At 70.7% G+C, this 20,386-nt stretch carries 20 protein-coding genes; 5 read left to right on the top strand and 15 right to left on the bottom strand.

What is annotated here, in order from left to right; all coding sequences use genetic code 11:
* Positions 1-271: 271 nt before the first annotated feature.
* The 3 genes from AC6CQV_RS04785 to AC6CQV_RS04775 form a co-directional block, all read right to left on the bottom strand.
* Positions 272-820, bottom strand: coding sequence for a MerR family transcriptional regulator (locus AC6CQV_RS04785; protein WP_060958772.1), 549 nt, complete (start codon positions 818-820; stop codon positions 272-274).
* 103 nt (positions 821-923) lie between these two features.
* Positions 924-1,610, bottom strand: coding sequence for a transcriptional regulator FtsR (gene ftsR / locus AC6CQV_RS04780; protein ID WP_061781703.1), 687 nt, complete (start codon positions 1,608-1,610; stop codon positions 924-926).
* The gene (locus AC6CQV_RS04775) at positions 1,607-2,101 is read right to left on the bottom strand and encodes an FHA domain-containing protein (RefSeq protein ID WP_174524643.1); all 495 of its coding nucleotides are present in this window, start codon (positions 2,099-2,101) and stop codon (positions 1,607-1,609) included. Before AC6CQV_RS04775 ends, ftsR begins: the two co-directional genes overlap by 4 nt.
* Before the next feature lie 199 nt (positions 2,102-2,300).
* Between AC6CQV_RS04775 and AC6CQV_RS04770 the strand changes: the two genes are divergently transcribed.
* Complete coding sequence (locus AC6CQV_RS04770) at positions 2,301-2,645, top strand: hypothetical protein (protein ID WP_101306494.1); 345 nt, start codon at positions 2,301-2,303, stop codon at positions 2,643-2,645.
* Between the two features lie 24 nt (positions 2,646-2,669).
* Here AC6CQV_RS04770 and AC6CQV_RS04765 read toward each other — a convergent pair whose 3' ends face one another.
* On the bottom strand, positions 2,670-3,086 hold the full coding sequence (locus AC6CQV_RS04765; protein WP_205283585.1) for a four-helix bundle copper-binding protein: 417 nt from the start codon (positions 3,084-3,086) through the stop codon (positions 2,670-2,672).
* Positions 3,087-3,187: 101 nt separating this feature from the next.
* On the opposite strand from AC6CQV_RS04765, the gene AC6CQV_RS04760 reads away from it, so the two are divergent.
* Both AC6CQV_RS04760 and lpdA read left to right on the top strand, forming a co-directional pair.
* Positions 3,188-3,763: a copper resistance CopC family protein gene (locus AC6CQV_RS04760; protein WP_498260425.1), complete on the top strand. Its 576-nt coding sequence runs from the start codon at positions 3,188-3,190 to the stop codon at positions 3,761-3,763.
* 9 nt (positions 3,764-3,772) lie between these two features.
* Entirely contained in the window at positions 3,773-5,173 is a 1,401-nt protein-coding gene (gene lpdA / locus AC6CQV_RS04755; protein WP_498260424.1) for a dihydrolipoyl dehydrogenase, read from the top strand.
* Positions 5,174-5,323: 150 nt separating this feature from the next.
* On the opposite strand, the gene AC6CQV_RS04750 is transcribed toward lpdA, so the two are convergent.
* From AC6CQV_RS04750 to AC6CQV_RS04735, 4 genes are read right to left on the bottom strand one after another with little or no spacing between them, the layout of a single operon-like run.
* Positions 5,324-5,959, bottom strand: coding sequence for a CYTH domain-containing protein (locus tag AC6CQV_RS04750; RefSeq protein ID WP_498260423.1), 636 nt, complete (start codon positions 5,957-5,959; stop codon positions 5,324-5,326).
* Complete coding sequence (locus tag AC6CQV_RS04745) at positions 5,956-6,183, bottom strand: hypothetical protein (protein ID WP_060958779.1); 228 nt, start codon at positions 6,181-6,183, stop codon at positions 5,956-5,958. Before AC6CQV_RS04745 ends, AC6CQV_RS04750 begins: the two co-directional genes overlap by 4 nt.
* Positions 6,184-6,237: 54 nt before the next feature.
* Positions 6,238-7,782, bottom strand: coding sequence for a CoA-acylating methylmalonate-semialdehyde dehydrogenase (locus tag AC6CQV_RS04740; protein WP_498260422.1), 1,545 nt, complete (start codon positions 7,780-7,782; stop codon positions 6,238-6,240).
* 41 nt (positions 7,783-7,823) lie between these two features.
* Positions 7,824-8,762 carry an NAD(P)-dependent oxidoreductase gene (locus AC6CQV_RS04735; protein ID WP_492490700.1) on the bottom strand — a complete coding sequence of 313 codons (939 nt, stop codon included), beginning with the start codon at positions 8,760-8,762 and terminating at the stop codon, positions 7,824-7,826.
* Between the two features lie 196 nt (positions 8,763-8,958).
* Here AC6CQV_RS04735 and AC6CQV_RS04730 point away from each other — a divergent pair, with 196 nt between their 5' ends.
* Together AC6CQV_RS04730 and AC6CQV_RS04725 are read left to right on the top strand one after the other, a co-directional pair.
* A complete protein-coding gene (locus AC6CQV_RS04730) occupies positions 8,959-9,810 on the top strand; it encodes a LysR family transcriptional regulator (RefSeq protein WP_498260683.1) in 852 nt (283 codons plus the stop codon).
* A complete protein-coding gene (locus AC6CQV_RS04725; protein WP_498260421.1) occupies positions 9,807-10,538 on the top strand; it encodes a glutamine amidotransferase in 732 nt (243 codons plus the stop codon). Before AC6CQV_RS04730 ends, AC6CQV_RS04725 begins: the two co-directional genes overlap by 4 nt.
* A gap of 468 nt (positions 10,539-11,006) precedes the next feature.
* Here AC6CQV_RS04725 and AC6CQV_RS04720 read toward each other — a convergent pair whose 3' ends face one another.
* The 7 genes from AC6CQV_RS04720 to AC6CQV_RS04690 all read right to left on the bottom strand — a co-directional run bounded on the left by AC6CQV_RS04720 (position 11,007) and on the right by AC6CQV_RS04690 (position 20,351).
* Positions 11,007-13,511, bottom strand: coding sequence for a glycogen/starch/alpha-glucan phosphorylase (locus AC6CQV_RS04720; protein WP_231734880.1), 2,505 nt, complete (start codon positions 13,509-13,511; stop codon positions 11,007-11,009).
* 105 nt (positions 13,512-13,616) lie between these two features.
* Positions 13,617-14,621, bottom strand: coding sequence for a YihY/virulence factor BrkB family protein (locus AC6CQV_RS04715; RefSeq protein WP_060958784.1), 1,005 nt, complete (start codon positions 14,619-14,621; stop codon positions 13,617-13,619).
* 60 nt (positions 14,622-14,681) lie between these two features.
* The gene (locus AC6CQV_RS04710) at positions 14,682-15,161 is read right to left on the bottom strand and encodes a prepilin peptidase (RefSeq protein ID WP_498260420.1); all 480 of its coding nucleotides are present in this window, start codon (positions 15,159-15,161) and stop codon (positions 14,682-14,684) included.
* Entirely contained in the window at positions 15,154-15,450 is a 297-nt protein-coding gene (locus tag AC6CQV_RS04705) for a DUF1905 domain-containing protein (protein ID WP_060958786.1), read from the bottom strand. Before AC6CQV_RS04705 ends, AC6CQV_RS04710 begins: the two co-directional genes overlap by 8 nt.
* Before the next feature lie 88 nt (positions 15,451-15,538).
* Complete coding sequence (locus AC6CQV_RS04700) at positions 15,539-16,462, bottom strand: L,D-transpeptidase family protein (protein ID WP_498260419.1); 924 nt, start codon at positions 16,460-16,462, stop codon at positions 15,539-15,541.
* 82 nt (positions 16,463-16,544) lie between these two features.
* Positions 16,545-19,265, bottom strand: coding sequence for a bifunctional acetaldehyde-CoA/alcohol dehydrogenase (gene adhE, locus AC6CQV_RS04695; protein ID WP_498260418.1), 2,721 nt, complete (start codon positions 19,263-19,265; stop codon positions 16,545-16,547).
* A gap of 210 nt (positions 19,266-19,475) precedes the next feature.
* Positions 19,476-20,351, bottom strand: a complete 876-nt coding sequence (locus AC6CQV_RS04690) for a hypothetical protein (protein ID WP_498260417.1) — start codon at positions 20,349-20,351, stop codon at positions 19,476-19,478.
* Positions 20,352-20,386: the final 35 nt, after the last annotated feature.

Genomic DNA, 20,386 nt, shown 5'->3' with positions numbered 1-20,386 from the left:
CCCGGTCGTCGAGCGAGCGCCCCACCGCTCGTCGAGCGAACGCCCACCCGGTCGTTGAGCGAGCGCCCACCCGGTCGTCGAGCGAGCGCCCACCCGGTCGTTGAGCGAGCGCCCACCCGGTCGTTGAGCGAGCGCCCCACCGGTCGTCGAGCGAGCGCCGCACCGGTCGTTGAGCGAGCGCCGCACCGGTCGTTGAGCGAGCGCCGCAGGCGCGAGTCGAAACGCAGCGAGTCGAAACGCAGCGAGTCGAACTCCCCCGCCTCGACGCGTCTCAGGCGGACTTGACCGCGCGGCGGGCGGCGAGCTCGTCGACGGGGTCGGGAGCCTGCGGGTCGAAGTCCAACAGCGTCGACTCCACCTCGTGCAGCACCTTGCCGACCGCGATGCCGAACACGCCCTGACCGCGGCTGACGAGGTCGATGACCTCGTCGTTGGAGGTGCAGAGGTACACCGACGCCCCGTCGCTCATCAGGGTGGTCCCGGCGAGGTCGCGGATGCCGGCGGCGCGCAGCTGATCGACGGCGGTGCGGATCTGCTGCAGCGAGATGCCGGTGTCGAGCAGGCGCTTGACGAGCTTCAGCACGAGGATGTCGCGGAAGCCGTACAGCCGCTGCGATCCCGAGCCGCTCGCACCGCGGACGGTCGGCTGCACGAGCTCGGTGCGTGCCCAGTAGTCGAGCTGACGGTAGGTGATGCCGGCGGCGCGGGCGGCGACGGCTCCGCGGTAGCCGACCTCGTCGTCCATCTGCGGCAGGCCGTCGGTGAACAGCAGGTCGGTGGCGAACCGGATGTCGCCCGGCGCATCGTCGTGCGCGGTCATGCTCGCCTCCCACCGATCTGTCTGTCGTTTCCTCCACGGTAGATCAGCACCGTGCCCGCGGCAACGACATCCGCTTCCACGGCCGCGGCGTGTCGCGCGCGCGTCACGGCACGATGCGGTCGAGGGCCGCGTGCACGAACGCCGTCCGCACTTCGTCGAGTCGTCGCAGCAGCTCCGGGGCGAGCTCGCCCGCCCGGGCGCGAGACGCGGCATCCATGCGCCGCAGCAGCGGGGTCAACGCACTCTCCACGAGCGCGACCTCCCGCTCGGCGGCCTGGCGGACGCCGCGGACGTGTCGGGGCTGGATGCCGTGGCCGTCGAGCGCCACGAGTGCGCGCAGCACGCCCAGGGCCTTCTCGTCGTAGCTCTCGGAAGCCGGGACCAGGCCGGCCCGCACGGCGTCGTTGAGCAGGGCTGCGGGCGCCGAGGCCGCCTGCAGCAGCTCGTCGCGGCGGTAGCGGCGCGGCGCGGTCACGATCGACGCCGGTGCGGGCGGCGCCACCGTCCCGCCCTGCTGCTGTTCGTCGAGGTACTCGCGGATGCGGGCCAGCGGCATGTAGTGGTCGCGCTGCAGCGTCAGCGCCGTGCGCAGCCGGTCGACGTCCAGCGGCGAGAACTTGCGGTAGCCCGACTCCGTCCGCAGGGGCGTGACGATCCCCTGGACCTCGAGGTAGCGGAGCTTGCTCGCGCTGAGGTCGGAGAACTCCGGGGTGAGGCGGGCGAGGACCTGACCGATGCTGAGGTAACCCGTGGACGACGCGCGTCCACGGGGCGATGCGGCCGGGCTCACCCGCTCGTCACCTGTGCACGGTCGACGGGCGACGCGAAGAAGTTCAGCCGGAACTTGCCGATGCGCACCTCGGACCCGTCGACGAGCACGGCGCGGTCGACGCGCTCCCCGTTGACGTAGCTGCCGTTGAGCGAACGCTGGTCGACCAGCTCGAAGACGCTGCCGGTGCGGGTGATCTCGGCGTGACGACGCGACACGGTCACGTCGTCGAAGAAGATGTCCGCCTCGGGGTGCCGGCCGACCGTCGTGACGTCGGCGTCGAGGAGGTACCGGGCGCCCGCGGTCGGACCCGACCGCACGAGCAGCAGTCCCGCACGAGCCGGGAGGGCCTCGATGGCCTCGCGCTCGACATCGGTCAGATCGGTGCCGAACGGGACGAAGGAGAGGTCGGAGTCATGGCCGAACGTCTGCGTCGAGTCGGCGGAACCACCGTCCCCGGCGTCGCGTCGGATGCCGCTGCCACCAGCGTCTCGCGCATTCTCTTCCACCATGGCCTCCTTCCCTTTCACCCTAACGGATCGGCTCGCGCTGCGAACCCCCGACCGCGAGTCGGTTTCGTCGATCGACCCGCATCCGGGGCGCCCCGTGTGTCGTCGTGTGACGGCGAGCGGGCGTCCGCGGGAGGACCGACCTAATCTGGCACGACCGCCTCCGCATTCCCGCGTCGGCGCCCGAAGAGAGGAACACCCCGTGTCCACGCCGCAGAACCGCCTCACGCCCGCCCCGGTGCGTCAGGACGCGATCTGCATGTGCGCGACGGGCGGAGCCTGCTCCTCGTTCGCCCCGGGCCACGCCGTGCACCTCATCCAGGCGCGCCTGGTCTCCGCGACGCCCACCGAGTGGGTCGACGCGATCGTCACGCACGCCGATGCGGACGGCACGGTCGTCGTCGCCTCGCTCGACGGCGACGTCATCGAGCTGTGGAACGGCGCCGGGGCCGCGGCGGAGCTCCCGACCGGCTCACCGGTCGCGTACCACCGCCGCTACCACGTGCTGAACGCGGGCGGGCGCCTCTTCAACGCCCTGCCCCTCTAGACCTCTGCGGAAGAGCGGGGTCGCTCAGGCGGCCGCCATCATGGCGTCCTTGACCGCCATGCAGGCATCCATGCACGCTCGGCAGGCCTCGGCGCACATCGCACACACGGGGCTCTGGTCCGCGTGCATCATGCACATGTCCATGCAGGTCTGACACATCGCGATGCAGGCGTCGAGCATCGCCATCATCGACGCCGGCGTCATCCCCGGCATCCGCAGCATCGCGCGCATCATCGTGTTGCACATGTCGGCGCAGGTCATGCAGGCCGGGGCGCAGTCCATCATGTGCCCGTCCATCATCTGCACCGAGCAGATCGTGCACGCCTGCTCGCACGCGGCGCAGGCGTCCATACACGCCTGCATCACGGCAGCATCCATCTCCGGCATGCCCGACATCGAGGTCATCTCCGCCGACATGGCATCCATCATCCTGGCGTCCATCACGCACCGTCCTCCCGGTCACGGCGAGCGGCGTGCCCGCCTGCCGCCATGCTAGGACGCGGGGCGCCCCGGCGACACCCGCGGATAGGCTCGGGAGGGTGATGTCACACAGAGTTCACACGTTCCGCCCGCTCGCCCTCGCGTTCTCCGCGCTGCTCGCGGGCCTGTTGTCGCTCGCCGTCGCCACGCCCGCCTGGGCGCACGACGAGCTCATCGGTTCCTCCCCCGCCGCGGGCGCCCAGGTGGACGCGATGCCGGACGAGCTCACGATGACCTTCAGCGGGGTGCTGCTGGACGAGCCGGGAGCGACCGAGGTCGTCGTGACGGATGCCGCGGGCTCCTCGCTCACCGACGGCGACCCCCGCCTCGACGGAACGCGACTGACGCAGCCGCTGTCCGGCACGGCCAGCGGCGCCGTCACCGTGATCTGGCGCGTCGTGTCCAGCGACGGCCATCCCGTCTCGGGCCAGTACAGCTTCACGGTCGGCACCGCCGGGGTGGGGTCGGAGACGGCACCGAGCACTCCCGCGGCCTCGCCCTCCACGGCGGTGTCGGCGGAGGCGGACGGGGGCGTTCCCGTGCTGGTCTGGATCGTCCTCGGCATCGCCGTGGCGGCGGCGCTCGGAGCACTCGTGGCGGTGCTCCTGCGGCGGTCCGCGCCCACCCCCGAGGACTAGGCTGGAACCATGCCTCATTTCAACGTCGTCGTCCTCGGTGCCGGCCCTGGTGGCTATGTCGCGGCGGTCCGCGCCGCTCAGCTCGGCCAGTCCGTCGCCATCATCGAAGAGAAGTACTGGGGCGGTGTCTGCCTCAACGTCGGCTGCATCCCCTCGAAGGCGCTCCTGAAGAACGCCGAGATCGCCCACACCCTGAAGCACAAGTCCGAGTTCTTCGGCATCTCGGGTGAGTTCACGCTCGACTTCGGCAAGGCGTGGGATCGCTCGCGCGTCGTGGCCGACGGCCGCGTCAAGGGCATCCACTACCTGATGAAGAAGAACAAGGTCACCGAGTTCGAGGGTCGCGGCTCCTTCACGGGCCCCAAGGCCATCACCGTGACGAAGTCGGACGGGTCGACCGAAGAGGTCACCTTCGACAACGTGATCATCGCGACCGGCTCCACCGTGCGCCTGCTGCCGGGCGTGACGCTGAGCGAGAACGTCGTGACGTACGAGGAGCAGATCCTCACCCGCGACCTGCCGAGATCGATCGTCATCGTCGGCGCCGGTGCCATCGGCATGGAGTTCGCCTACGTCCTCGCCAACTACGGCGTGAAGGTCACGATCATCGAGTTCCTCGACCGCGCCCTCCCGAACGAGGACGCGGACGTCTCGAAGGAGATCGCGAAGCAGTACAAGAACCTGGGCGTGGACATCCTCGTGTCCACCAAGGTCGAGTCGGTCGTCGACAGCGGCGACAAGGTCACGGTCACCTACACCGACAACAAGAGCGGTGCGCAGGGCTCGATCGAAGCCGACAAGGTGCTCATGTCGATCGGCTTCGCCCCCCGCGTGGAGGGCTTCGGCCTGGAGAACACGGGCGTGAAGCTCACCGACCGCGGTGCCATCGAGATCGACGACTTCATGCGCACCAACGTCGAGGGCATCTACGCGATCGGCGACGTCACCGCGAAGCTGCAGCTCGCCCACGTGGCGGAGGCGCAGGGCGTCGTGGCCGCGGAGACGATCGGCGGCGCGGAGACCATGGCGCTCGGCGACTACCGCATGATGCCGCGCGCGACCTTCTGCTCGCCGCAGGTGGCCTCGTTCGGCTACACCGAGGCGCAGTACAAGGAGACCGGCCGCGAGTACAAGGTCGCGACGTTCCCCTTCATGGCCAACGGCAAGGCCCACGGCCTGGGCGAGCCGGTCGGCTTCGTGAAGCTCATCGCGGATGCCGAGCACCTCGAGCTCGTCGGCGGCCACCTCATCGGCCCCGACGTGTCGGAGCTGCTGCCCGAGCTGACGCTGGCGCAGAAGTGGGACCTCACGGCCCTCGAGCTCGCGCGCAACGTGCACACCCACCCGACCCTGTCGGAGGCGCTCCAGGAGGCCTTCCACGGCCTCGCCGGTCACATGATCAACCTGTGAGCCCAGGAGTACGCTGACTCCTGCGACTGACGCCGCCCCATCCGAAGCCGGGGGCGGCGTCAGTGGTTTCCGGCATCCGTGCGCGTTCGTCCGTCCCGTGATGTCGCGATCGCGGCGCGATACCGCCCCCACGGGACGGACGAAGGCGCGTCAGAGACCCAGCGCGCGGGCGAGTTTCGAGTCGGATGCCGCGGGGCGGCCGCCCGCGGCGGTGACCGCGGCGACGGCGGCCGCGAGCAGGGCGGCGCGGGCGGCGGGTGCCGTCGGCGCCGCGGAGCCGAGCTCGAACTCCCATTCGCGCCACGTGCTCTCCACGCGCCGGCGCTCATCGGTGGCGATCACGTGGTCGTCGACGAACTCGGCGACGACGCCGCCGTCGGCGTCGCGCAGCAGATAGGCGTGGCGGTCGTTGCGGATCCGCGCGATGGGCGCGAGAGCCCCCGGGACGAGGTGTGCGACGGCGGATGCCACGGCATCCGGAACCGCGATGTCGTCGAGGCCCGCGCCGTCCAGCGGCCAGTGCGTCTCGATGCGGCCGCCGTCGGCCCCCTTCGGCCCCTTGATGTGCCAGCCGGCGTCGGGACCTCCCGTGCGGCGACGGACGGCGTAGCCGGCGCGACCGAGCGCGTAGCCCTCGACGTCGAGGTACCGGGCGTCGAGCTCGCGCCGATCCGGACCGTCGACGACGGCGACACCCGGCAGACCCGACAAGTCGGGCAGCGGGGTGTCGCCGTGGACGTCGAAGGTGAGCTCGATCTCGCGCGAGCGGGAGGGCTCCGTGCTCACTCGTCCCGGCCGTCGGGGTCGGGATCGATGTCGTCCTCGGCCTCGACGAAGTGGAAGTCGGCCGACGTCGGGCCGTCGCCCTCGCCCGTGTTCTCCGCGGCCCCGGCGCGCTCGTAGACGATCTGGGTCTCGCTGTAGGGCATGATCAGGCGGTCCTGGCTCTCGTCGTCCAGGGGAAGGACCTGCCCGTCGAGCGGGCCTCCGTGCAGTCGTGCGATCGCCATGGTGTACCTCCGACGATGAAGCGGAATGTGGACTCCCAGCCTATCGCCGGGGGCTCAGTGCGTCGGGAAGCCGAGGCTGATCTGGCTCTCGCTCGGGTCGGGCCAGCGCGTGGTGACGACCTTGCGACGCGTGTAGAAGTTGAACGCCTCCGGCCCGTACATGTGCGTGTCGCCGAAGAGCGAATCCTTCCAGCCGCCGAACGAGAAGGCGCCGATCGGGACCGGGATCGGGACGTTCACCCCGACCATGCCCACCTCGATGTCGTACTCGAACTGTCGCGCCGTCTTGCCGTCGCGGGTGAACACCGCCGTGCCGTTCGCGTAGCGGTTGCCGTTGACCAGGGCGACCGCCTCGTCGTAGCTCGCGACGCGGACCACCGACAGCACCGGGCCGAAGATCTCCTCGTCGTAGACGCGCATCCCGGGCGTGACGCCGTCGACGAGCGAGGGGCCGATGAAGAACCCGTCCGCGTCGACGGAGAGGTCGCGGCCGTCGACCACGACCCGCGCGCCCTCGCCGGCGGCGCCCGCCACGAACCCGCTCACGCGGTCGAGGGCGTCGCGGGTGATCAGCGGCCCCATGTCGCTGTCGGGGTCGGTGCCGTCGCCGACGACGAGTCCGCCGATGCGCTCGGCGACCTTCGCGATCAGCGGGTCGGCGACGTCGCCGACCGCCACGACGACCGAGACCGCCATGCAACGCTCCCCCGCCGAGCCGTAGGCGGCGGACACCGCGGCGTCCGCGGCGGCGTCGAGGTCGGCATCCGGCATGACGATCATGTGGTTCTTCGCCCCGCCGAGCGCCTGCACGCGCTTGCCGTTCTCGGCGGCCCGCGCGTAGATGTACTTCGCGATCGGCGTCGAGCCGACGAACGACACGGCGCGCACGATCGGATCGTCCAGGATGGCGTCCACGGCTTCCTTGTCGCCGTGGACGACGTTGAGGATGCCGGCGGGAAGACCGGCTTCCGCGAACGCGTCGGCCAGCCAGACGGCGGCCGAGGGGTCGCGCTCGCTGGGCTTGAGGATGACCGCGTTGCCGGCGGCGATCGCCGTCGTCACCATCCACAGCGGAACCATCGCCGGGAAGTTGAACGGCGTGATGCACGCGACGACCCCGACGGGCTGGCGCACCTGATGGACGTCGACGCCGGAGGCGACCTGTTCGGAGTAGTCGCCCTTGAGGTGATGCATGAGGCTCGTGCAGAACTCGACGTTCTCGAGTCCGCGCGCGACCTCGCCGAGCGCGTCGTCGACCGTCTTGCCGTGCTCGGCGGTGATGAGGCGCGCCAGCTCTTCGGCGCGTGCCGAGACGATCTCGCGGAGGCGGAACATCACCTGCTGGCGCTTGCCGAGACCGGTGTCGCGCCATCCGCGCTGCGCGGCCGCGGCGACGCGCGCCGCCTCGTGCACGAAGGCGGCGGGGGCCAGGGCGACCTCTCCGGTCTGCCGGCCGGTGGCGGGGTTGAAGACGGGACCGGTCCGACCGTCGCCGGTGACGCGTGCGCCGCCGACGACGTGCGGGATGGCGGTGAGAGTCCCGGCGGTGGACGAGGCGGTGGACGAGGCGGTGGACGAGGCGGTGGAGGCGATGCTCATGAGGATGCTCTCTCGGGATCGGTGGCGGGCAGGTACGGGGATCAGGCCACGGCGGCCGCGCCGTCGCGCGCCGGGTCGTAACCGCGGAGGGTGCCGTCCGGCGAGGCGAAGCGCGCGACGAGCGTGCAGTCCTTGCCTCCGAGTCCTTCGGCGATGAGCTCGTCGAGCTGGCTCAGCGCGAGACGCGCCGCCGGCAGGTGCACGCCGGTGTCGTCGCCGGCCTGCACGGCCAGGCCGCAGTCCTTGCGGGCGAGGTCGACCGAGAACGTGGCGTCGAAGTTCTTGTTCGCGGCCGCCTTCTCCACGATGCCCGGCACCGGATACCAGGTGCGCAGCGCCCACGAGTCGGCGGACGAGACGCGGGCGACGTCCCAGAACACCTGCGGATCGAGCCCCAGCTGCTCCGCGAGCTGAGAGCCTTCCGACACCGCCATGACCGAGATGAAGAGCATCATGTTGTTCACGAGCTTCGCGGCGATGCCCGCACCGGCCTCGCCGCAGGCGATGACGTTGCCCGCCATCGGCGCCACGATCCCCCGGGCCCGCTCCACGTCGGCGGCGTCGCCCCCGAGCATGAAGGTCAGCGTGTGCGCCTCGGCTCCCGCGGTGCCGCCGGAGATCGGCGCGTCCACGAACGCGAGACCGCGGTCCGCGGCTTCCCGGTGGCACCAGCGGGAGGTCTCCACATCGACCGTGGAGGTGTCCAGCAGAAGAGTGGATGCCGCCGCGTGCGCGAGGATGCCGTCGGCTCCCCCGTACACGGCGCGGACGTGCTCCGGCTTGGGGAGGGACGTGATCGCGGCATCCGCGCCGTCGAGCGCCGCGGCCACGGACGCGACGATCTGCACCCCGCGCTCGGCGGCGGACGCCGCGGCCGCGGGGTTGAGATCGACGCCGCGCACGGTGTGGCCCGCGGCGACCAGGTGGGCCGACATGGGGGCGCCCATGTGGCCGAGTCCGATGAAGGCGATCGTGGACATGACAGCTCCCTTCGACCGGCGACGGTCGTCGTCGCGGGCGGCGGCCGTCGTCCTCGAGGGCCGCCACCGTCAGCGTAGGCAGCCACGAGTCATCGATCAATGCACACGTCAGCGGCAAACTTGCACCACTGATGTGCACTGGTGCACACTCGTCGGCATGCCCCTCGCTCCCCCCGACCCGCCGCTGGACGCGCTGATGACCTTCCTCTCGGTCGCGCGCCTCGGCCGCTACACCGCCGCCGCCGAGGTGCTCGGCGTCAACCACTCGACCGTCTCCCGCAGGATCGCGGCACTGGAGAGCGCGATGGGCGGGCGCGTGCTCGTGCGGACGGTGGGCGGATGGGAGGTCACCGACCTCGGTCACCGCGCGGTGACCATCGCCGAGCGCATCGAGGCCTCGCTGCGGGAGCTCGTCGACGGCGACGACGCCGACGCCGTGCACGGCATGGTGCGCATCTCCGCCCCCGACGCCTTCACGTCGGTGTTCCTGGCGCCCGCGATGACCGCGCTCCGACGCGAGCACCCCCAGCTGGCGGTGGAGCTGCTGTCGGCGACGCAGCGCGTGCGCCAGAACCGTTCCGGCGTCGACCTGGAGATCGTCGTCGGCCGACCGCAGGTGCTGCGCGCGTACGCGACGCCGGTGTGCTCCTACGCGTTGCGTCTGTACGCCGCCCCCGACTACCTCGCCGCCCAGGGCACTCCCGCCGCCGTCGCCGACCTCTCCGCCCACCCGCTCGTGTACTACGTGGAGAGCTCGCTGCAGGTCGACGAGCTCGATCGCGCCCTCCAGGAGCTGCCCGACTCCCCCGCGTCGGTGCGCTCGACGAGCGTCTTCGCGCATGTCGAGGCGACCGCGGCCGGGGCGGGCGTCGGCATCCTGCCCGACTTCCTCGGCGATGCGGACCCCCGTCTCGTGCGCGTGCTCGACGGCGCCTACGCGCACCCGCTCGCGTACTGGGCCGTCGCGCGCGACGAGGGCCCGCGCAACCCCGCCGTCGCGGCGACGCTCGCGGCGATCACGGCCTACATCGAGCCGGGCCGGCGATGAAGCCGTTCCTGCTGCTGGCGACGCGGGCGGAGGATCTGCCCGCCGACGAGGAGTACGCCCTCTTCCTCCGCTTCACGGGACTGTCGGCGAACGAGCTGGTGCGGGTGCGGATGGAGGCGGGGCCCCTCGGCGAGATCGATCTGGACGAGTATTCGGGCGTCTTCGTCGGCGGCGGACCCTTCAACGCCTCCGACCCGCTCGAGAAGAAGTCCCCCGTGCAGCGGCGGGTCGAATCGGAGATCGCGGGGCTCCTCGACGAGGTCGTGGCCCGCGACTTCCCGTTCTTCGGCGCCTGCTACGGCGTCGGCACGGTCGGCGCGCACCAGGGGGCGGTCATCGACGGCACCTACCGTGAGCCGATCAGCGTGATCGAGGTCGAGAAGACGGATGCCGGGCGCGACGACCCGCTGCTGGCGACGCTGCCCGACGGGTTCACCGCCTTCGTCGGGCACAAGGAGGCGATCTCGCGACTGCCGGAGTCGGGCACCCTGCTCGTGCGCGGCGAGGCGTGCCCCGTGCAGATGTTCCGGGTGGGCCGGAACGTGTACGCCACCCAGTTCCACCCGGAATGCGACGTCGAGGGCATCTCGACACGCATCCGCGCCTACGCGGACTACGGCTACTTCGGCCCCGGCGAGCTCGACCTCACGCTCGCGGCCGTGCGGCGGCTGCCCGTCGTGCACACGGGCGCCCTCCTGCGCGCGTTCGTCGAGCGCTACGCCCGCTGACACCGCGTTTCGACTCGTCGCTGCGCTCCTCGCTCAACGACCGGGGCGCGGGGCGGGGCGTGGGCGTGGCGTGACCTAGGCGCGAGCCGAAATGCAAGGGATGCCGGGCGACACGCCGCCGCATCCCCCGCGGAGGCGGCGTGTCGGGCAGCGCGCCTTGCAGTTGCGGACGGGAGGCGGCGGGGCGTTTCGACTCGTCGATGCGCTCCTCGCTCAACGACCGGGGCGGGGCGTGTGGCGCGGGGCCGCGGCTGCGTGCCGTGGCGCCGCCGCGAGCCGAAGTGCAAGGGATGCCGGGCGACACGCCGCCGCATCCCCCGCGGACACGGCGTGTCGGTCAGCCCGCCTTGCAGTTGCGGAAGGCGCGCGGCGGCGCGTTTCGACTCGTCGCTGCGCTCCGCGCTCAACGACCGGGACGCGGGGCGGGCCGGTCGTCGAGCGAGCGCAGCGAGCCGAGACGCGCCCGCGTCAGAGGATCGGCGGGGTGTGCCAGATGCGCTCGATGTAGTCGCGCATCGAGCGATCGGACGAGAAGAACCCGCAGCGGGCGACGTTCAGGATCGCCGAGCGCGTCCAGGCATCCTGATCCGTGTAGGCGGCATCCACCCGCGCCTGCGCGGCCACGTAGGAGGAGTAGTCCGCGAGCACCATGAAGCGGTCGTCGTAGAGCAGGTTCGACACGATCGGCTCGAACACGCTGCGGTCGCCGCCCGAGAACGCGCCGGAGGCGATGAGATCCATCGCCCGGCGGAGGTTCTCGTCCCGCTGATAGAAGTCCGCCGGCTTGTAGCCGCGGGCCCACAACGCTTCCACCTCGGGCTCGCTCATGCCGAAGAGGAAGAAGTTGTCGTCGCCGACCAGCTCGCGGATCTCGACGTTCGCGCCGTCGTCGGTGCCGATCGTCAGCGCGCCGTTGAGCGCGAACTTCATGTTGCCGGTACCCGAGGCCTCCTTGCCGGCCAGCGAGATCTGCTCGGACAGATCGGCGGCCGGTATCAGCCGCTCGGCGAGGGTGACGTTGTAGTTCGGCGGGAAGAGCACCTTCAGGCGCCCCTCGACCCGCGGGTCGGCGTTGACGACCTCGCCGACGGCGTTGATGAGGTGGATGATGCGCTTGGCCATCACGTAGCCCGGAGCCGCCTTCGCCCCGAAGATCACGGTGCGCGGGAGGATCTCGGATGCCGCGACCCGGCCCGACACGATGCTCTCGTACTGCGTGACGACGTGCAGGAGCTTCAGCATCTGGCGCTTGTACTCGTGCAGGCGCTTGACCATCACGTCGAGCATGTGGCCGTCGCTGATCTCGAAGCCGTCGCGGGCGCGCAGCACCTCGCCGAGGCGCCGCTTGTTCGCCGCCTTCACGTCGGCGAAGGCCTGGCGGAACTGCGGGTCCTCCGCGTAGGTCTCGAGCTCACGCAGGCGTTCGAGGTCGGTGAGCCAGCCGGTGCCGATGGCCTCGGTGATCAGCTCGGAGAGCCCCGGGTTCGCGAGCCGCACGAAACGGCGCGGCGTGATGCCGTTGGTGACGTTGGTGAACTTGCCCGGGAAGAAGTCGTTGAAGTCGGGCAGCACCTTGTCGCGCAGCAGCTGCGAGTGCAGCTCGGCCACGCCGTTGACCTTGGCGCCCGCGACGGTCGCCAGGTACGCCATCCGGACGCTCCGCTCGGGAAACTCGGAGATGATCGACATGTTGCGGATGCGCATCTCGTCGTCGCCGTAGCGTTCGCGCACCGCGTCGAGGAACTCCTCGTTGATGCGGTAGATGATCTCCAGATGCCGCGGCAGCAGGCGACCGAGCAGGTCGACCGACCACACCTCGAGCGCCTCGGGCAGCAGGGTGTGGCACGTGTACGCGAAGCACTGCTGCGTGATCGCCCACGCGGCATCCCACTCGAGCTTCCTCTCGTCGATGAGCACGCGCATGAGCTCGGGCACGCCGATGACGGGGTGGGTGTCGTTGAGCTGGAAGATCACGCGATCTGGCAGCTTCTCGAGGTCGAAGTCGTCCGGCAGCGTGTTCTCCAGGAAGTCGCCGATGGATGCCGCGACGAAGAAGTACTGCTGCTGGAGGCGCAGCTCCTTGCCCTGCGGGGTGGAGTCCTCCGGGTAGAGGACCTTGGAGATGTTCTCGGCGAACGTCTGGGCGCGCACGGCCTCCTCGTAGTCGCCGGAGTTGAAGACCCGCAGGTCGAACGAGTCGGTGGCCTTCGCGCTCCACAGCCGCAGGGTGTTGACGCGGCCGTTGAGGTATCCGGGCACCATGTAGTTGTAGGGCACCGCCTGAACGTGCCAGCCCGGAACCCACCGGTTGCGGATGACGCCGTCGTCGTCGTAGGTCTCGGTGTGTCCGCCGAAGGAGATGCGGCGAGCGGCCTCGGGGTGCGGGAACTCCCACGGGGAGCCCAGGGTGAGCCACGCGTCGGGCTGCTCGACCTGCTGACCGCCGACGAAGGTCTGACGGAAGATGCCGTACTCGTAGCGGATGCCGTAGCCGACGTTCGGCACACCCATCGTCGCGAGCGAGTCGATGAAGCACGCGGCGAGGCGTCCCAGACCGCCGTTTCCGAGGCCCGGCTCCACCTCCTGCGCCCGCAGCTCGTCGATGTCGATGCCGCAGGCGGCCATCGCCTCGGTGGCGATCTCGGTCAGACCGCTCGCGAGCAGGTTGTTGTCGAGCTGGCGGCCGAGCAGGTACTCCGCCGAGAGGTAGCACACGCCCTTCGCCTGCGCGACGCGCTGACGGCGCAGGTCTTCCAGCCAGCGCGCCATGAGGTAGTCGCGCACGGTCATCGCGAAGGCGAAGTAGCGGTCGTTCGGGCTGGATGCCGACAGCGGCACGCCCCGCTCGTAGTTGAGGTTCCGCAGGAACTGGCGGACGAATCCGTCGACCGAGCTCGCCGGACCGGTCACCGGCGCGAGAGCCAGCGGGTGCGTCGCGTGGAGCGGGTGGGGCACGGAGGTGGGACCGGTCACAGATTCGGGTTCTGACACAGTTCACACGCTAACGTGCGCCCCCGCCCGATGCACATCGGCGGGGGTCTTTTCACGCGGCTCTTACCTGGCCGTTACACGCGACCGTCAGGACGCTCCGGCGCCGTCACGTTCCTTCTGCTCCGCCCGCCGGGCCTCCTCGAGTTCGGCGGCCGCGAGAGCGAGGACGTTCTCCGCGGAGCGCACGCGTCGCTGAGCGAACGTCGCGGCGCCGTGGCGCGCACGTACGCGGTCGTCGCCTTCCTCGACGAGCGTGAAGATGTACGCCGTGGCGATCAGGATCACCTGCGCCGAGAGGTTGATCCACAGCAGCAGCGCGATCAGCGCCGCGAAGGACGCGAGAAGCGGGTTGGACGCGGCGCCGCCGACGAACAGCCCGGACAGCTGCTGGAGGACCGTGAGCCCCACCGCGGCCAGAAGGGCGCCCGTCCAGAGCGCCTTCGCGGGGGCGCGCACACCCGAGAGCACGCGGAACAGGACCGCCACCGCCGCGGCATCCAGCACGAAGGTCACCACGATCGCGAGCACTCGGGTGCCCCAGGCGATGGCGGGGTCCTCGCGTGTGAGGCCGAGCCACTGCGCCACGACGTCCAGGCCGGCGGTCCCCAGCATCGTGACGACCGCGGAGGCGAGCAGGGCGCCGCCGACGGCCACGGCGAGACCGACGTTTCGGAGGAGCACGATCCAGATGGGCACGTCATCGGTGAGCTTGTCGCACACGACGCGCATCGCCGTGCGCAGCGACCCGATGGCACCGATCGCCGCGCCCACGAGACCGATGAGCGAGAGCACGCCGGCCACCGAGAGGCCGACCGACAGGTCGATCTCGTCCACCTTGATGAGGCCGTTCTCGCCCACGAGGCCGGGGATGGCCCGGTCGACCGCCGCGATGAGCGCCTGCCACGCCTGCGGGTCGCCGGAGAGCCACAGGGCCGCGACGGAGAAGCCCAGCAGCGCCGCCGCGAAGACGCTGAAGAGCGTGCGATAGGTGACGCTGTCGGCCAGCATCGCGCCGCGCCGCTCGCCGTAGCGCAGGAACGCGCGGACAGGCGTCAGCGACAGCGCGCGGGCGATGACGCGGGAGATGTCCATCCCGCCAGGATAGGCGGCGACCTCCGCCGGCCGCGGGGCCTTGACAGCGACCGGCCGGGGTCACACCCCCTCGGCGAGGACCCCGATCCAGGTTCCGGCGACGAGGAAGGGCCCGAAGGGGATGCGCGTCGACCGGCTCGCCCGGCGGGTCACCAGCAGCGCGGCGGCGACGACGCCGCCCAGCAGGAAGGCCGCGAGGACGCCCAGCACGACCGCCGACCACCCGGCCCAGCCGAGGAGGACGCCGACCAGCGCGGCGAGCTTGACGTCGCCTCCGCCCATCGCCCCGCCGCCGAGCATCCGCAGCAGGAGGAAGAGCACGAACAGCACGGCGCCGGCCGTGAGCGCCCGCAGGAGCGCGCTCCAGGGCGCGCCGAGCAGGCAGGATGCCGCGAGCAGCGCGACGGTGACGGCGAGCGCGGGAAGCACGATGGCGTTCGGTAGGCGATGCGTGCGCAGGTCGACGACGGCGAGGACCACGCCGACGATTGCCGCCCCGAGATAGGCCGCCGCGACGAGGACCACGGCCGCGTCAGCCATGGAGCACGTCGAGTCGGACACGCACGCTGCCCGCGGTGTCGATGCCCTCCGCCTCACGCACCGCTCGCTTCAGCGGCAGCACGTAGCGTCCGCGCTCCGCGTCAGGGAAGACGGAGGTGCGCCACTGCGAGCCGCCGATGACCACGTCGACGCGCACGGCGCCGAATCCGCGCGGCGGACGCGGGAGCTCGCGGATGTCGGCGCTGACGGCGGCGGGCAGCTCGACGAAGTACCAGTCCTCCCGCCGGGCGGACCAGCGGAAGATCTCACCGTCGAAGTCGAAGCGCACGCGGTCATCGTAGCGACCTCGCCTCGGGGTCTCCGTCCGCCTGTGCACAACCCCGCGGGCCCGCACACCGCAGCGCGCGCGAGGCGTCCTACGGGGAGACGATGACGGGCGTTCCGGGCGGCAGTTGCGCGAGCCGATCGGTCGCGGCCCCGTCCAGATAGATGCAGCCGAACGACGTCGCTCCCGAGCGCTCCCGGTAGTAGTGGAACGCGGTCACCGCGACCGTGCCGCCGTCGAATCCGGCCATCGACGACGACTGCACGCCCAGGTAGACGAGCGGATGGCCTTGGGTGTACGCGAACTCCGGCACGACGCGCGTCAGCATCACGAACGTGCGGCCCACCGGCGTGGGCGTCGACGGCTTGCCCCACGCGAAGTCGTCGGCGACCCGCTCGACACCGGACGCCGAGACGATGTCGATCGTGTGCTGCGCCAGGTGCACCTCCACGTACGCGGTCACGGGCGTGAGCTCGACATCCGCGGCGCGGAGCCAGCCGACCGTCTGCGCGGGGTTGCCGTCCGGCGGAACGCCCTGCCGGCCCGCGAGCAGGACCTTGACCCAGTGCTGCTGGCGGACGACGACCGGCACCGTCGTCCCGCCGTAGGCGGCGTCGCGCGGGAGGTATCCCAGCGGTTCGCCGGCGGGATCGGCGAAGATCGGCGCCGCCGTCACGGGGCGCGCGAGCTCTCCGGTCATCGGCGCGAAGGGCGCATCGTCGACGGGGATGCCGGGCGTCACCGACCACACGTCGATCTGGGGCAGGGCGGCGATGTCGTAGGCGGTCGTGTTCTCCGGGGCATCCGCGGGAGCATCCGTCGCCGCTGTGCCCGCCGCCGTCGCGGCCGGCGCCGTCGCCGCGGGTGGAGCGGCGTCCGCGGTGGGGCGCGGGTCCTCGCCCGCCGTCCCCGCCACCGCGACGGCGGTCGCGACGGCGATGCCGCCGACCACGGCGAGCGCCGTCACGACCCAGGGGGCGATGTCCCCGACCCGTACGCGGCGCGGCCTGTGCATGGGTCCAGGGTACGGAGATCGTGCGGGCACGGAGAAGGGGGCCGGGTATGCTCCCCCGACCCCCCTCGTTCCGCAGCGTCGATCAGGCGCTGGCCTTGGCCTTCTTGGCCGCTCCCTTGGCGGGCGCCGTGCGGACGGTTCCCGTCACGGCCTCGCTCTCCGCGTGCGCGACCTTCCGCGCGGCGCGGACCTCGGCGAACGACGTGCCGTAGTACGCCGCCTCCATGAGGGTCTTCATGTCCTCGATCATCGGCATCCGCGGGTTCGCCGGGGCGCACTGGTCGCGGTAGGCGGCCAGGGCGAGATCCTGCAGGCCCGAGATGAAGGTGGTCTCGTCGACGCCCTGCTGCTGGAACGAGCGCTCGATGCCGACCCGGTCGCGCAGCTCCTCGACGGCGCGGGCGTAGCTCTCGACGCCCTCCTCCGGGGTGGATGCCGGCAGGCCCAGGTGCTTGGCGATCTCCTGGAACCGCTCGGGGGCGATGTAGCGCTCGTACTTCGGCCAGCTGGTGAGCTTCGTCGGGACGGTGCCGTTGTAGCGGATGACGTGCGGCAGGTAGACCGCGTTCGTGCGGCCGTGCACCAGGTGGTACGTCGCACCGGTGACGTGCGCCATCGCGTGCACGATCCCGAGGAACGCGTTGCCGAAGGCCATGCCCGAGATGGATGCCGCGTTGTGCATCTTCTCGCGGGCCTTGATGTCCTCGGCATCCGTCGAGTTCGGCTGGGCCTTCGTGCTGCGCTCGATGTTCTCGAAGATGAGCTTGATCGCGTGCAGGCACAGGCCGTCGGTGTAGTCGTTGGCGTAGACGGAGACGAACGCCTCGGTGGCGTGGGTCAGGGCGTCGAAGCCGGCGTCGGCGACCAGGAAGCCGGGCAGCACCTTGGTGAGCACGGGGTCGATGATCGCGACCGACGGGGTCAGCGCGTAGTCGGCGAGCGGGTACTTCATGCCGCTCTCATCGTCGGTGATGACGGCGAACGGGGTCATCTCGCTGCCCGTGCCCGACGTGGTCGGGATGCAGACGAGCTTCGCCTTCTTGCCGAGCTCGGGGAACTTGAACGCGCGCTTGCGCACGTCGAAGAACTTCTCGCACATGTCGGAGAACTCCACCTCGGGGTTCTCGTAGAGCAGCCACATCACCTTGGAGGCGTCCATCGGCGACCCGCCGCCGAGGGCGATGATCGTGTCGGGCTGGAACTGACGCATCAGGTCGGCGCCGGCACGCACCTCGGAGACCTTGGGCTCCGGCTTGACCGTGTTGATGAGCTGCACCTGCACGCGGTTCTCGCGACGGTTCAGCACATCCATGATCTTGTCGACGTAGCCGAGCTTGGTCATGGTCTCGTCGGTCACGATCGTGACGCGCTCGAGGCCGCGCATGTCGGCGAGGTAGCGGATCGCGTTCGGCTCGAAGTAGGTCTTCGCGGGGATCTTGAACCACTGCAGGTTGTTGTTGCGACGACCGATGCGCTTGACGTTCAAGAGGTTCACCGCCGAGACGTTGTTGGAGACCGAGTTGTGACCGTAGGAGCCGCAGCCGAGGGTGAGCGACGGCATGAAGGCGTTGTAGATGTCACCGATGCCGCCGAGTGCCGACGGGCTGTTCTCGATGATGCGGACGGCCTTGACGACCTTGCCGAACTCGGCGATGACGTCCTGGTCGTTGGAGTGGATGGCGCCGGAGTGGCCGAGACCGTCGAAGTCGACCATCTGGCGGGCCAGATCGATGCCCTCGGCGGGGCTCGAGGCGCGCAGCACGGCGAGCACGGGTGCGAGCTTCTCCCGCGTCAGGGGCTCGTGGGGACCGACCCCGGAGACCTCGGCGAGGATGATCGACGTGTTCTCGGGCACCGTGAAGCCGGCGTGCTCGGCGATCCACTGCGGCGACTGGCCGACGACGGTGGGGTTGAGCTTCGCGCCGGCGCAGTTCTCGCTGCCGGCGGTGACGCCGAAGATGAACTCCTCCAGCATCCGCTTCTCGTCCGCGGTCGCCATGTAGGCGTGCAGACGGGCGAACTCGGCGAGCGCCTCGGCGGCGATCGGCTCGTCGAGGATGACCGCCTGCTCGCTGGCGCAGACCATGCCCATGTCGAACGACTTCGACAGGACGATGTCGTTGACGGCGCGACCCACCTTGGCGGTGCGCTCGATGAAGGCGGGCACGTTGCCGGCGCCGACGCCGAGGGCGGGCTTTCCGCAGGAGTAGGCGGCGCGGACCATCGCGTTGCCGCCGGTGGCGAGGATGAGCGCCACACCCGGGTGGTTCATGAGCTCGCCGGAGGCCTCCATGGAGGGCTCCTCGATCCACTGGATGCAGTTCTCGGGGGCGCCGGCGGCGACCGCGGCGTCCCGGACGATCTTCGCCGCGGCCACGGAACACTTCTGGGCGGCGGGGTGGAAGCCGAAGACGATGGGGTTGCGGGTCTTCAGCGCGATGAGCGACTTGAAGATCGCGGTCGAGGTCGGGTTGGTGACCGGCGTCAGCGCGCAGATGACGCCCACGGGGTCGGCGATCTCGGTGATGCCGGTGATCTCGTCGTGCGAGATGACGCCGACGGTCTTCTGGTTGATGATCGAGTTCGTCACGTGCTCGCAGGCGAACATGTTCTTCACGGCCTTGTCCTCGAACAGACCGCGACCGGTCTCTTCGACAGCCATGAGGGCGAGTTCGCCGTGGAAGTGCAGGGCCGCGACGCTCGCCTTGCGAACGATCTGGTCGACCTGCTCCTGGGTGAAAGATGCGTACTCTGCGAGCGCGGCTTGTGCGCCTTCGACCAGAGCATCGATCGAGGTGGACATTGTGGGTCTCCTACCCGGCGCGGACACGGTGTCCGCGTCATCGCTTTCCGGGTCCGAGGGCTCTCGGGCCTGTCTGAGATCAGTATGACACGTGTGGTCTGACCACACAAGAGCCGCGTGATTCCGGCGGTGCACGTCGGCCATGAATAACCGGGATGGAGGCGCGCCGGCGGCCACCGCGAGCCGCCGCGAGCCGCCCAGCTCCGCAGATCAGGGGGCGAAGCCGCAGGCCGAGGCGACGAAGTCGTACAGGCGGGAGCGCTGCTCGTCGCTGGCGGCAAGGGTGAGGGTGCCGCTGTCGATCGGGTCGCTCAGCACCGACACCGCCGCGTCGAAGCGGGTGCCGACCTTGTCTTCGGCGATCGCATGCATGTCGCAGCGAGCGGGCGCGGCGTCGATGCGAAGAGTGACGCTCTCCCCCGCCGCCACGACCTGGGCCGGTAGCCACAGCCATCCGCCGGCGGCCGGCTGCAGCAGCGTGGTGCTCTTGACGGTGTCGAGCCGTACGGGCGTGGCGCCGTGGTTGGCGATGCGCACGGTGAGCTCCGCCACCGCGGCACCGTCGCGGGTCACGGTGGCGACGTCGACGAGATCGACGGCGGCCGTCGCGGCGAACCGGCTCGCAAAACACCTCTGCTGTACGGCGCGCGCGACGAAGCCGAAGGGGTCGTCGACGGCGTAGTCGTCGGATGCCGCGCCGCGGTCGGTCTGGAAGACCAGATGCGCCGTGCCCGCGGCATCCGTCGGGCTTGTGCACGCGGGCGACAACAGATCGGCCGTGACCGAGCGGCCACGACCCGCCGGCACCGGCAGCGCGCCGGTCCATTCCAGCACGGACGCCCAACGCGGGTCGGCGTACGTCAGAGAAGTGAGCGTCACCGCAGCGGCGCCGTCGTTGTGCACGACGACCGACATCTTGCCGCGCGCGATGTCCAGCCTGTCCTGCTGCACCGAGACGCTGATGTGGGCAGGGGCGGGCGGGGGAGGCACGGGCGCGCACGCGGTGAGGGCGGCGACGACGAGGGCGACCCCCAGCGACACCCCGGCGCGGCGGTGCCGGACATCGGGTGAGTCGGACCGCTGCATGCGGTCAGTGCAGGCCCCTGCCGTGGGCCGGATGC

Source organism: Microbacterium sp. EG9 (genome assembly GCF_059759475.1).
Note: the sequence above shows the minus strand (reverse complement) of the source record. Positions and strands in the feature narration are given on the sequence as shown.